This window comes from Paenibacillus sp. Y280 (genome assembly GCF_056786335.1).
Window position 1 is genome coordinate 25,059 of the sequence record NZ_JBXCIW010000004.1, and the last position, 13,337, is coordinate 38,395.

General features: G+C 48.4%; 10 protein-coding genes. 4 read left to right on the plus strand and 6 right to left on the minus strand.

All coding sequences use genetic code 11. The annotated features are described in order from the left end of the window. Nucleotides 1-7 precede the first annotated feature (7 nt). On the minus strand, nucleotides 8-979 hold the full coding sequence (locus AC1TPC_RS06285) for a nucleoside hydrolase (protein WP_482066015.1): 972 nt from the start codon (nucleotides 977-979) through the stop codon (nucleotides 8-10). A gap of 72 nt (nucleotides 980-1,051) precedes the next feature. Between AC1TPC_RS06285 and AC1TPC_RS06290 the strand changes: the two genes are divergently transcribed. After that, nucleotides 1,052-1,207, plus strand: coding sequence for a DUF1540 domain-containing protein (locus AC1TPC_RS06290; RefSeq protein ID WP_169084362.1), 156 nt, complete (start codon nucleotides 1,052-1,054; stop codon nucleotides 1,205-1,207). A gap of 90 nt (nucleotides 1,208-1,297) precedes the next feature. On the opposite strand, the gene AC1TPC_RS06295 is transcribed toward AC1TPC_RS06290, so the two are convergent. Beyond that, nucleotides 1,298-2,176: a M15 family metallopeptidase gene (locus AC1TPC_RS06295; RefSeq protein ID WP_482066016.1), complete on the minus strand. Its 879-nt coding sequence runs from the start codon at nucleotides 2,174-2,176 to the stop codon at nucleotides 1,298-1,300. A 341-nt stretch (nucleotides 2,177-2,517) separates the two neighbouring features. Here AC1TPC_RS06295 and AC1TPC_RS06300 point away from each other — a divergent pair, with 341 nt between their 5' ends. Continuing rightward, complete coding sequence (locus tag AC1TPC_RS06300; protein ID WP_482066017.1) at nucleotides 2,518-4,380, plus strand: LTA synthase family protein; 1,863 nt, start codon at nucleotides 2,518-2,520, stop codon at nucleotides 4,378-4,380. 73 nt (nucleotides 4,381-4,453) lie between these two features. On the opposite strand, the gene bcp is transcribed toward AC1TPC_RS06300, so the two are convergent. Together bcp and AC1TPC_RS06310 are read right to left on the minus strand one after the other, a co-directional pair. Then, complete coding sequence (gene bcp / locus AC1TPC_RS06305) at nucleotides 4,454-4,924, minus strand: thioredoxin-dependent thiol peroxidase (protein WP_482066018.1); 471 nt, start codon at nucleotides 4,922-4,924, stop codon at nucleotides 4,454-4,456. A gap of 13 nt (nucleotides 4,925-4,937) precedes the next feature. After that, nucleotides 4,938-5,618 carry a VOC family protein gene (locus tag AC1TPC_RS06310; protein WP_482066019.1) on the minus strand — a complete coding sequence of 227 codons (681 nt, stop codon included), beginning with the start codon at nucleotides 5,616-5,618 and terminating at the stop codon, nucleotides 4,938-4,940. A 371-nt stretch (nucleotides 5,619-5,989) separates the two neighbouring features. Here AC1TPC_RS06310 and AC1TPC_RS06315 point away from each other — a divergent pair, with 371 nt between their 5' ends. After that, on the plus strand, nucleotides 5,990-6,565 hold the full coding sequence (locus AC1TPC_RS06315; RefSeq protein ID WP_482066020.1) for a PadR family transcriptional regulator: 576 nt from the start codon (nucleotides 5,990-5,992) through the stop codon (nucleotides 6,563-6,565). A gap of 103 nt (nucleotides 6,566-6,668) precedes the next feature. Here AC1TPC_RS06315 and AC1TPC_RS06320 read toward each other — a convergent pair whose 3' ends face one another. Both AC1TPC_RS06320 and AC1TPC_RS06325 read right to left on the minus strand, forming a co-directional pair. Then, nucleotides 6,669-9,884, minus strand: coding sequence for an MMPL family transporter (locus AC1TPC_RS06320; RefSeq protein WP_482066021.1), 3,216 nt, complete (start codon nucleotides 9,882-9,884; stop codon nucleotides 6,669-6,671). Nucleotides 9,885-9,911: 27 nt separating this feature from the next. Next, entirely contained in the window at nucleotides 9,912-10,352 is a 441-nt protein-coding gene (locus AC1TPC_RS06325) for a MarR family winged helix-turn-helix transcriptional regulator (protein ID WP_482066022.1), read from the minus strand. Nucleotides 10,353-10,659: 307 nt separating this feature from the next. Here AC1TPC_RS06325 and AC1TPC_RS06330 point away from each other — a divergent pair, with 307 nt between their 5' ends. Then, nucleotides 10,660-13,296 (plus strand): putative bifunctional diguanylate cyclase/phosphodiesterase, encoded by a 2,637-nt coding sequence (locus AC1TPC_RS06330; protein WP_482066023.1) that lies wholly within the window; start codon nucleotides 10,660-10,662, stop codon nucleotides 13,294-13,296. Nucleotides 13,297-13,337 lie beyond the last annotated feature (41 nt).

Genomic DNA, 13,337 nt, shown 5'->3' on the forward strand with positions numbered 1-13,337 from the left:
ATCGCTTCTAGTCCTGTTCTACATTCACACTAACCGCGCCTGCGGACAAATCCGTAATGTAATCAAAGAAACGAACCGGATCTACGTCATAGACGAGGCTAACCGGACGGCCATCCGCACGCTCTACCGTTCGGCCTTGGCTAGGACCATCCTTAATGACGCCGCTATTCACCGTCTTAATCTCTACCAGTTCGGGATTGCCAACGACAGCCGTCGTAAGCACATCCCATAGATAATAGGTCGAATTGGTTTCCATGTAGACAAGTGGAGGACATGCCGCATAGCATTGCCCAACAAAGTCCAGACCCTCGTGCTTCCGAAGCGAAGCCCAGCGATTGCGAACGTCCATCGTAAGAGGAACCTTATTCGTGCTCTCCAGCGCGACAAGCAGAATCGGTATGCTGCTTGCCCATACGCGGTGCACAGCTTCCGGGTCCCAGAAGGCGTTCCATTCCGCTGTACCGTCATGCTCAGGCTCTTGGACGTTGCCCCGTTCATTATAGGTGCCGCCCATCCAGACGAGCTTCTCGATTTTCGCCTCCACGTCCGGCGCTTCATCCAATGCTCTTGCCAGATCGGTAAGCGGACCGGTAAACAGCAAGGTCACCTTCTCGTCGGAGCCGCGAATCTGCTCGATCATATGTTGATGCGCCGGCAGCGCCGCAACCTTCGTGCGAATCGTGCCCGACTCATTCAAAATAGGGAGCGCGTCTACAAAAAACGTATGCATCCGCCACTCAGCGGGGAATGGATTTACGCCGCGCGAATTCGACCTTGCGACCTCGATCTCCCCCGTCTTCGCCGGGTTGCCGAAGCGATCGATGATTTTTCGGCTAGCCTTCTCGCCAGGCTCCAAATAGCCGTCAGCCGGAATAACCGATACGCCAAGCAGCTCAACATCTTTCATTTGCAGCAAAAGAAATAACGACACCAGATCATCCACACCAGCATCATGATTGAAATAAAGCTTCATTCCCATACGAATCCGTCCTCTCAGCGTATAAAACGATATATCGTTTGTCCATCCTATAAATAAGGAGGTGATTGGTCAATGGCTAAGGACGTGCTTTGCGAAGTGAATTCATGCAAGTACTGGGCAGCAGGAAATCACTGCGCAGCCTCTTCGATTTATGTTGTCAGCAACCGTGGCAAGCAAGCCAGCAACTCCGAGGAAACAGATTGCAAAACGTTTGAACCAAAGATCTAACGAATGGCTTTATCAATAGAAAGCAGCGCAAGCACACGGAGCTAACTAAGTTTCAGCTACAGATATCGCTTGCGCTGCTGCTATTGCTTCTTATTTTGCAACCGGAACCGCGTCAAAATACTCCTCAAGCGTCTCTCCGCTCTTCACAATCTTGACTGCCAAATCCTTGCCTACATAACGAAGATGCCAGGGCTCGTATTGGTAGCCCGTAATTACTTCCTTACCCTCCGGGTAGCGGATAATAAATCCGTAATCATGAGCATGCTGCTCAAGCCACAGCGCTTCCTTCGTATCCGCAAAGCAATCGGCCGCCGCGCATTTGCCGTCACTGCCGGACACATCGATCGCCAGACCCGTCTCATGCTCGCTCGTTCCAGGAAAAGCGCTGTATGTTCTTGCCTTCTCAAGACCGTCTCGCTCCACATAGCGCTCAAACAGCGTTTTTTGCGTGCTGTGCGAGCGATAAGCGGAAACGCCTGCCAGCAGAATGTTGTTGTCCTCGGCCGCTCCAAACATCTTCTCAAGCGCCTCAGCCGCCTCTTGCCTCATTTTACGCTTGTCCACTTTTTCGGAAAATATAAAACGTACGTCCGGATATACTAAATCTGAAGGGTTATATTCCTCAGGGAGCTTATGCTGCTTATTGACGAGCACCGCCATTTCCTCAGGCTGCGCGATAACAGCCATTCCATCCTCAGTCTGCTCATCTTTTCCAGCTCCAGCGTTTTCGCTCGGCTTATCTGTCGGCGCCGACGTTTTGGTGTCCGAATTGCCGTTAGCAGCATCGCCATCTGGCTCAGCACCGGCATTGCCAGAAACTTCCCCGCCGCTTTCAACCGTTCCATTTCCAGCAGCCTGCTTCGCCGGCAGCGTTTCCGAATCACCGGTTTTCAGAAAAGAGTAACCAATGACCATGGCGGTGCATACCATAACGAACAAAAGCAGCCTACTTCTTCTTCTTTTTTTCATGTTAAGCCTCCAACTAATATTTTACATATATTTCATGTAACTATACTTGTATTCATGCTATCTCTAATTGCAGCTAACTAATAGACTACTAAAACCGAAGTAATGTTTCAATCAAATAGCTTGGTAATCATGTAACCATATAGAAATAGAACAAAAACATGTATGAACTGCTTATTTGATTATTATGAGATTGGGCATGAAGGAGCCTTTTGCCTTTTGACATTCGACTATAATTAGGAGCATAATGGGATAAGAATTTACAGAACGCATATATTTTATTATGAGCTTGCTGGCTGACTCGGAGAGAAGGCCTGTTTTTGCTGTGAAAGGTAGGCGGTTATATGACATTTTTAACACCCAAACGAATGCTAAGCACTCGTCCCATCCTGTTTTTCTCGTTTATCATGCTGCTCAAGAGCTACCTGGCTTGGTTGGTTATTTTCGAGGATGGGTTTTCTTGGACCACGATTCTAAAAGAAATTCCGTTTGTACTGATCGTGTACTGCCTCATTGAGTATTTTGCATCCAAGCGCAAGCTTATTTACTATTTGATAGCGAATCTATTGATGACTCTCATCCTATTCGCCGTCATTATGTATTATAAGTATTATGGCGTCATCGTGACTTATCTCGCGCTAGAGCAGGTCAATCAGGTAACGGCGGTCAAAAACAGCGTATTCTCGCTGATGGACCCTTACTATCTGCTAATCTTTATCGACATCATTATTATGGCAGTTGTATTGTTTCGCCCAAAGAGGGCGATTAATTGGAAGAAAGCCAGCTCCCGCAAGGAGAGCAAACGACTCGTTGTTGCCCTGTTTACCATTTCAATTGCGCTTTGCTTATTCAATATTTTGCCAAATCGTGCCAGCATGAATGAGATCGTTAAAGCGGAGCAAATGGGTATTCTCAATTACGAGGCTTATATGATTTTCAAAAATAAAGATATTGATTTCGTCGATCCAAACCATATTACACAAACCAAAATCGATAGCGTCAAAAAAATCGAGCTGCCGGCAGCACCGCAGCTATGGAAGACGGCAGCCGGTAAAAACGTCATTATTATTCAAATGGAATCGTTCCAAAACTTCCTCGTCAACCTAAAAATCGACGGGAAAGAAATTACGCCGAACATTAACAAGCTCGTGAATGAAAACTATTATTTCAAGCATTTCTATCAGCAGGTCGGCCAGGGCAACACCTCCGACGCTGAATTCGTCGTCAACACATCCTTCTACATCCCGCCGCGCGGCGCGGCAACGATGATCTACGCCGATAAAGAGCTTCCAAGCCTGCCGAAAATTCTCAAGGCAAATGGCTATGACACAACAACATTCCATACGAATGTCGTTGAGTTCTGGAACCGCGGCGAGCTTTACAAGGCGCTTGGTTTCGACCGCTATTATGATCAGAAGTTTTTTGGCGATGAGGATGCCGTATTTTTCGGAGCCTCTGATGAGCATCTTTATAAGAAAACAGCAGCCGAAATGGATCGCATGAGCCAAAACGGCAAGCCGTTCTACTCGCACGTCATTTCAATGACATCGCATCATCCGTATACGATCCCTGCGGATAAATACAAAATAACGCTTCCGGACCGTTATGAGAATACTTTTGTCGGCGACTATATCCGCGCCCAAAACTATGCCGACTACGCGCTTGGCGCGTTCATTGCCGATTTGAAGGAACGCGGCATTTGGAATAACAGTCTGATATTGCTCTACGGCGATCATCTCGGCCTTCCGATTTACTCGCTGGACCGTGATGACAAAGACCTTATGGCTGAAATTTACGGGCATGAATACGGCTATACCGATATGATCAATATCCCGCTTGTTGTCGCATCGACAGGTGTAACAGAAGGAAAAGTATTCGATCAGCTCGGCGGTCAGGTAGATATTTTGCCAACGATTGCGAATATGCTCGGCATTTCCTTGGATGATCATATCCACTTTGGCCAAGATTTGTTCAATCAATCCTATAACGTGCTCCCACAGCGTTATTATCTCCCATCCGGCTCATTCTTAAGCAGCAAAGAGCTGTTTATGTCCGGCAGCGGATACGAGGACGGCAAGCATTACTCGTTAGCTGGCGATGGCATCAAGGAGCAGGAGGCAACCGAGGATGAGTACCAGCGTGCGCTGGAACTGCTCAATCTCTCCGACAGCTACGTAAGCCAGTTGCCAAGCTGGAAGAAAGAATAAGCGAACGATAAAAGGCTCACCTTGAAGCGCGATACGCTGCTTCAGGGTGAGCCTTCTTTTATGTCGCAATCATTTAGATGCTTTTTACCGCCTCAAGCACTTCCTTGACATGTCCGTCTACGCTCACACTGCGCCATTCCTTTGCAAGCTTGCCCTGCTCATCAATTAAGAAGGTTGAGCGCTCGATTCCCATAAACTCCTCGCCGTTCCAGCTGCGCAGCTTCCATACGCCAAACAGCTCTGAAACCGAATGCTCTGTATCCGACAGCAGCAGAAACGGCAGCTCATGCATACCCACAAACTCCTCATGCGAAGCCAAATCATCGGGACTAATGCCGATAACCGCTGCGTTGTTTGTCCCGAATTCACCGTTAAAGTCGCGGAAATCGCACGATTCCGTTGTGCAGCCAGGCGTCATATCGCGCGGGTAAAAATAAATAACGAGCTTCTTGCCTGCATAATCAGCCAGCTCTACATCCTTGCCGTTTGATGCTTGCAGCTTGAAATTTGGAACGAGATCACCTATTTTTAATTGCTCTCTCATTACGCATGCTCCTCTAATTTATATTTTCAATCGTCAAACCGTGTTCATTCTTGCTCAAATACAGCTCTCCTGCCTCGCGTACGGTAACCCGCACTGGGAAGCTCTTTGCCGTTTTGTTCGAGAAATGCCATCTTCTCCCCACCGCTACAACCAATAACAAGCCGTTATGATCACCGATCGAATAAAATCTATCATTAAACGTCGAATATGTCATTAGGCCAAGCCTACCCAAATTTTCCACCATAGCAGGAACGTCCTGAGTCGGAACGCCAATCTCGCTGATGCAAATGATGTCCTGCTTCGGATCGAATGGCCGCTCTACGCTATTGTCCATCGTGTGGCGAGCGATCAGCTCCAAAATATTGCCGGCGGGGTCTTCAAAATAAATACCATGTGAATTCCACGATTCACTGTACGACACGTCCTCGCCTTCCTCCGTACTAAGTGGAATCATCGCCTCAATCCATGCTTTTGCCTCAGGCAGCTTATTCTCCGAAATGGTAAAAGCAAAATGGTAATAATGCTCCTCATCGCTGCGATGACCTTTCTCTTGAAACGTCAGCTCGCTCCAGCCAGCCTGCACCGTAAAGCTGCCTTTCCCTGCGCGAATAACCGGAAATCCAAGAACATCGCTGTAGAAGGGCTGAAGGCTTGCCGCGTTTGCCGTTATTAGCACTAGCTTTTCAATAATCATTTTACACCTCATTATGTACATAATACAAAGTGGCTTGCGATACAAATGCTTTGACCTCTTCTTCCAGCTGTTAGGCTGGATAGTCAAGCAAGAAGTCAGGGATACTGCGTGTATACGCCCAGCTTCACGTGAGAGAAGATTTTTTTGTTACAGGTTAACACCTTAAATGCGACATGTTCGCTCACATCCTTCGTTTTTTCATATTATTTTATAAATTGTAAATAATAATAATTATCATTGTCAATGCTGTAAGAAAGGCAACTGATTGTTAAGTATTGCAAATTACATGAGCCTCGCCGGTTAGATCAGCCGGTTAGGCATGAGCTAGTCCTGCGTTGCACTCTATGATAAAGACCGAGGTGACTCAAAAGATGGATCAAGTCAACGAAGACGAGCGCCGTGACTTCGGCAAGCGATATTTTAGCCGCGGCGGTGTCAAATTTGCTCTGTTAAAGCTTCTTGAGCAAGAGCCTATGCATGGCTATCAGATGATAAAAGCAATAGAGGAGCAATCAGGCGGCATGTATAGCCCAAGCGCAGGCTCCATTTATCCCACGCTGCAATTGCTCGTAGAACGCGGCTTTGCAGCTGTTATGGACGAGGACGGCGGGAAAAAGGTGTATATGATTACCGAACAAGGCCGCTCCGCGATACCTTTGCTTCCTCATACAACGAAAGATGATGCTGCTCGGAATGGCCGTTATGCACCTAAGGCCGAGCCGTTTCGAAATGATAAAATCCGTCTCAAGCTCGGACTTTCGAACGAATCTTATCATCTGCTTCAATTGGTGAAACAAGCCGAGCAGGAAGCATCCGCCAGCATGGAGCGCAAGGAGAAGCTGCAGCGTCTGCTGAGCGATCAGCATCAGCAGCTTAACGCGTTTTTGGCTGCGCGCGAGCAAGACTCGGCCGATGCAGCCCACGAGGCCCTGCTTGCTAAAAAATGAACTTGGAAAAGCCGCTGCTTGGTTATACGTGCAAGATAACAAAAAAGGGATCACCTTAATGTCTTTGCTAAGACTTTAGGCGATCCCTCTTTACATTTAACGATTAATGCGTTGAATCATGCGAGACAAGGTGGCCCTTAAGCTTTTGACCGTCATGAACGTGATTGTCTTGCTCAGCGTCCTGCTTGCGCGGCATGAACGGCCACCAGTTGGCTGGTCCGAACGTGCGCACCATTACTGGAATGAACAATGGAAGCATCAGGAGTGCGTACATGAACAGCCCGCACAGCACGATCGTCGCGATTTGCAAGAGCGACATGACGCCTGAAGGCAGCATTGCGGCGAACGTTCCGCCAAGAATAACAGCTGCCGACATAATGACTGTACCCATATTTTTCATCGCTTCCAGTATGGCTTCCTGCGGCGACAGATGACGGTATTCCTTAAAGCGGTCCATCAAGAAAATACTGTAGTCGATTCCGAGCGCCACCAGCATGACAAAGCCGAAGAACGGCACTGCCCAGCTTATGCCCGACTGTCCAAGCAGCCTTACGAATATAACCTCCGCAATCGCCATCGAGGAATAGAACGTAACGAGCAGCGATGCGATCATATACAGCGGCATTACGATGGAACGGAACAGGATGATCAGAATGATCGATATCCCGATCAGCATCAGAATAACGGTACGCGAGTAATCGGCGTTCGAGATGTTGCTTAAATCATGGTTCATGCTCGTTACGCCGCCGATAGCAACCTGCGCACCTCTGTAATCCGTGCCTTGAATGGCACGATTCACGGCCGCTTCAAGCCCATCAATCTGAGCCATCGTATCTTGGGAATACGGATTGCCGCTAAATACGACATCGAATTTTGCCGTTTGGCGGTCTTCTGACATATAAACATTAAGCGCAGTTTGGAATTCCTCGTTCGCAATGGCTTCCTCTGGAATATACCAGCCCGTCATTTGCTTATTAGGCGATCCGGCAAGACCGTTCAAGTAACCGCCGGCTGAGGTCAGCCCTTCCGTCACCTGCGATAAGCCGTCAACGCTTTGATCAAGCCCGCTCGTAAGCTCGCCGAGCTGATCATTTAACGATGCGAAGCCCGCCTGCAGCTCCTTCTGGCCATCCGACAGCTCATTAAAGCCCTGCGTTACGCTTGGCAGCTTCGAGACGATTTGACCTTGGCCTGCCGCTGCCTGCGCGATTCCCTTCTGAAGCTCCGCAAGTCCAGCAGCCAGCTTGCCTAGTCCTGAAGCTAGCGCGGATTGCCCTTCCGATGCTTGCAATAATCCGGCACTCGCTTGCGTCATGCCTGCGGATAGGCCTGAAAGCTGTTCATTCAGTTGCGACAGCTGCCCGCTAATGCCTGCTGCTCCCGCTTGCAGCTGTCCAAGCGTACTAAGCGCTTGGTTAAATGTCTCATCGTTTTGCAGCTCTGGATAGCTCTCTTGCAGGCCAGATAGGCTCTGCTCTACGCCTGATAGACCGTCAGCCAGCTTCGCCTGCTCCGATGCGATGGCGCTATAAGCACCTGTCAACTGACCAAGACCTCCGCCTAGCTGCTCATAGCTGCTTAGCAATTTGCGGCTTGCGCCAGCCAGCTGCTCTGCACTAGTTTGTGCCTGCTTTAGACCTTCGCTAAGCTCCCCGGCACCTATTGAACCATCCTTCAGCCCCTGCTGAATTTGCTTCAGCCCAGCGCCTAGCTGTACGATACCCGCTTTCAGCTCATTCGTACCTTCGACAAGCTGACCAGCTCCATCCACCGCTTCATTCAGCTTCGGGGCATTTTTGCTTAGCGCGCTGCTTGCCTCGGAGAGACCGTCACCGATTTTGCCTAACCCTTCACCGCTCTGGCCAAGACCGTCCTCTAGCGTAACGACTTGATCGGATACGAGAAATTGCTCCATCACATCGCCTGTCGGACGAGTGGCGCTGCGAACAGCCTTGACGCCAGTCGTATTCGCAAGCTCGCGGCTCACTTGCTCCAAGGCTGCCAGCCCCTCAGGCGTATCCAGCGGCTTGTCGGTTTTGACAATGACCGTTGTCGGCAATGAATCGCCAGGCCCGAAGCTATCCGAAATAATATTAAATGCCTTGACTGAATCATATTTGTCGCCAATCTCATCAAGCGAGTTGAATGAGATCGTACCTTTGTAAGCGGTCAGGAAAGGAATGATGATAACCGCCAAAATAATGAGCGCCCACACGGGCCGTTTCAATGAAAATTTACCGACTGTGCCCCATAGCTTGCTAGGCTTATGCTCCAAAGAACCCTTCGCCGGCCAAAACAGCTTCGTGCCGAGCACCGCCATAAAAAACGGCACGATCGTAAACAACGCGATCAGTAGAACCGCTACCCCGACTGCAACGGCCACCGCCGAGCGGTACAGCATAAACGTCGAGAAGCCAATAGCCGCAAAGCCGACAAGCACCGCTAAACCGGAAAATAATACGGTTTTGCCCGCTGTTCGGTAGGTCTGGATAATCGCTTCCGTCTTGTTGCCGCCGCTATGAGTCAGCTCTTCTTTAAAGCGGCTTATGAGCAGGATGCAGTAGTCCGTTCCAATCCCGAACAATACGGCAACGAGAAATATTTGCGTAAAGTTAGAGAGCGGAAAGTCAAAGTAATCGACTAAGAATGCAATAATGGATTGCGTAGTTAAGTAAGTGAAACCGACCGTAACAAGCGGTACGAGGGGCGCTACCGCCGAACGGAATACGACGAACAGGATAACCAAAATAAAGCCAAGCGTAATGAACTCCGTTTTCTTAAGCCCTTCTTGAGAGCTCTGCACGACATCCTCCGAGATGATCCAATTGCCTGTGTAATAATGCTCCACCTTCACATCGGAGATCGCCTCATATAGACCGTCGCGGAGCTCAACAAGCTCGCTGTCGCCTGCCTCGACATTGACGAGCGCAAGGACAGTGCTTCCATCCTTCGATACCATCTGCTTTTCCAGCTCTTTGGTATCAAAGTGGGTCGTGACAGAAAGAACGCCGATGGCCTCCCCTTCGCTCTTCAGCTTATCGATGCCGCTCTTCACATCGGTCAAATCAGCGTCTGATAAGCCGCCCTCCTTGTGAAAAACAAGCACGGTCGCCATGCCGCTGCTAGATCCGGCGCCGTCATTCACTCCGATTTCCGCTTCCAGCTCGCTAGCTATAGTCGATGAATAACCATCAGGAACGAATACCTGCCCCTTCGTGCGAACAAGCTCCTCCATGTTTGGCGCGCTGAGCATCAAGCCTGCTGCAGCAACCAGCCATAATGCGAGTACGACCCATCTTAATTTCAGTACGGTTCTCATCTCTTTAGTCCCTCCAATAAAATAGTACTAAGATTGCATCATTTTCCTCGCAAGCTTCTCGAATGTCGTAATAAAATCAAGCGCTTCTTTCTCGTCAAAATGGGTTATATATTGGGCTAGCAGCACTTGAATCTTTTCCTCCATCCCGTCGCATACCCGGTAGCCTTCTTCGGTAAGCGCCAAATAAATGACGCGGCGATCCTTCTCGTCAGGCAGCCTTTGAATCAAGTTTTTGACGAATAATCGGTTAATGATCGCGGTAATTGAACTCTTGCCTACGCAAAATATATCTGCCAGCTCGGAAGAGGTGCTCTTATCTCGCGTTCGCAAATAACGCATGACAGTAAATTGGTCAACGGTCAGATCTTGCGGCATTAACTCACGGATCATCGCGTTTAGTCTACGATTAACGACAAAGTTGGCGGCCTCATAGCGATCGATGATTTGTTTTAATAACGCTCGATCCACACAGGTGTCCTCCTTCAAGCGCAGTCATGAAATGACCGCTAAATTAATTCTATTATAGAATAGTTTCACAATAGAACTATATCAGACAAATATACCCAAATCAACGCTTCAATTATGAAAAGTTCGTGAACATATTTTGGAAATAAATTCGGTAATATGCAATCCTGTCGGCAGCTGCATAAGGAAAAAAGGATTATAGCTGATACTGTCGAATATTAGGGAAAATGAGTGGTGCACCGTATCTTTTGAGAAAGAGGATGTCCACGCCTACTAACAATCGTTTTTGTCACACTTCAGGAGGCCGCAGGTGAGCAAACCATTCGATCAGCCACGCAACAAACAAATGACGATTGTTTTCGCATTTGCCATATGCATGCTTCTTGCATTAGCGGCCGAATCGAACCATTTTCATTTTTTGTATGGCATTACCTTTTCATTTACGAGCTTGTTCGTACTTCTTGGCATGCGCCTATTCGGCTTTTGGCCAGGGCTCTTGAACGCTGCAGTTGTCCTCGCCTTCGGCACGCTGCTGCATGAACAGCTTGCCTCCCATTTCATCCTATTCCTTGAAGCAGCAATAGTTGGACTGCTCCTCCGTAAATATAAGAACCAGCTGTTCGGGCTTGATGTTGGGTTCTGGCTCCTAGTCGGAATTCCTTCCATCTATTGTTTTTACATAACCGAATCTACGCTTGGCTCAAATGATTTGCTGCTTATAGCAAGCATTGTCGCTCTGAACAGCATGATCAATGCCTTATTTGCCGAGATGATCTATCAATATATGCCTTTGCCAAAATGGAGCGGCATCTCCTTCGAAATGCGCCGCCCTAATTCATTCAGCAAGGTGCTGTTCCATTTCTCGATCGGAATTGTTTTCGTTTCTTTTTTACTCAATATATTTATGAACAGCTTAAGCTCCTTAAAGGAAGTTAGCCTGTACGCCGAGCGGCTCTCCTCTGCTGAAGCAGGGCGCGTCTTGGAGGCATGGGCTAATTGGTCGCTGCCGAGCACCCGCATGCTCGTGCCGGAGCATATCAGCTTTTTTCAATACTTGCTCGAAAGCACACCCGCAGACATGCGGATTGCAGTGACGAATTCAGCGCATAAAATCGTTGCATCCAACCATTCGAGCGATATCGGTCAAATACTCAACATTTCCAAAGGCAGCAAAATAAAGCCGGTAAGCCCCAAATTCGATATAGCCATACCTAATGGAAAAAAGAAATCAATACACCGTCAAACATGGCATGATGGATATTTCGTATATACAGAGACGATCGCTGCAGATCAATGGTTATTAAACATTCAGATTCCGATCAAAAATTATCAAAACTACTTGTTCTCCAAATATTTTACTCATTTCGTTTATTTGATCGGGCTCGCCGCCTTTACCGCAATCATAGTCTTTTTGATTAATCGCTGGCTCTCGCGCGGCTTAACGCAGCTAGCCGCTGCGACAACGAATCTACCGCTGAAGCTAAAGGAAATGAATACGATAGAATGGCCCGCCAGCAGTATCGTGGAAGTTCACTCGTTAACTACGAATTTCAAGCATATGTCGACCAACCTTGTTCATATGTTCCAAGAATCGCAAAAAAATAACGAGCGGCTTGAAGCGCAGGCCTTCATGCTTCAACAATCGGAGGAGCGGCTGCATCAGCTAGCCTACTTCGACATGCTGACCGGTCTGCCGAATCGGCTGCAGTTCTCGAAGAATATTCAAGATATGTTCGCCAATCACGCCAATATAACTAAATCGATCGCCGTTATGTACACGGATATCAATCGGTTTAAGCAAATTAATGATACGCTCGGCCATGCCGTTGGGGATATATTGCTGCAAAAGGCAGCCGATCGCTTCGAGGGGGCAGTCATCGGCAATTGCTCGGTCTTTCGATTGGGCGGCGATGAATTCGTCATCGCAGGATATTATGAGAATGAGGCTGAGCTTGCTCGTTACGCTCAAGCGGTCGTTGATTCGTTCAACGAGCCCTTTGTCATCGATGAAGCCTTGCTCTACTTGACCGTAAGTGTTGGCATAAGCGTATATCCGAGAGATGGCGACGATATGGATACCATTATCCGCAACGCCGATATCGCGATGTACAATGCCAAGGAGCAAGGCGACGGCTGCTATCGTTTCTTTATGCCAAATCTCGTCTCTGCGATGACAGAGAGGATGCAGCTCGAAAACGGCTTATACAATGCGCTTAAAGAAAAACAATTCTTCCTGCACTACCAGCCGAAAATGAATGCTGCTACCGGTGAGCTGTGCGGCATCGAAGCGCTCATACGCTGGAAGCATCCAGAGCTTGGCATGATATCGCCAGATAAGTTTATTCCGCTTGCAGAGCAGTCCGGCTTTATTCTGGATATTGACAGCTGGGTATTCCGCGAGGCCTGCCGTCAAAACAAAGCGTGGCAGGATGCAGGCTTGCAGCGCATATGCGTTTCTGTAAACATATCAGCAAGACATTTTTACCAGGGCCAATTGTCAGAGATGATTGTTAGGGCGTTAAAGGATACCGGTCTGGAGCCGCAATACGTCAGTCTGGAAATTACGGAGGGCGTATTCATGCGAAACCTGGATCAAGTCATCGAGACGATTCTGTTTCTGCGAGGGCTTGGCATCCAAATTTCAATAGATGATTTCGGAACGGGCTACTCCTCCTTGAATCAGCTGCAGCGTTTGCCGATTTCAGACGTGAAGCTCGATCGCTCCTTTATTCAAGGCATTGTGGATGACGAGAAAAAATCGTCCATCGTCAAAGCGATTATCGAGCTCGTACATAGCATGAACATGAGGGTAGTAGCGGAAGGCGTTGAGACAGCAGCCGAATCGCAGTTCTGTACCGATCTGAACTGCGATGAGCTGCAGGGCTATTTATTCAGCAAGCCGCTGCCGCCGCAGGAGCTTGCGCTTATGCTTAAAAAGACCAGCTGATGCAGAAATCAAGCAGCATGCAAAAAGGAGCTGTCCTCCAA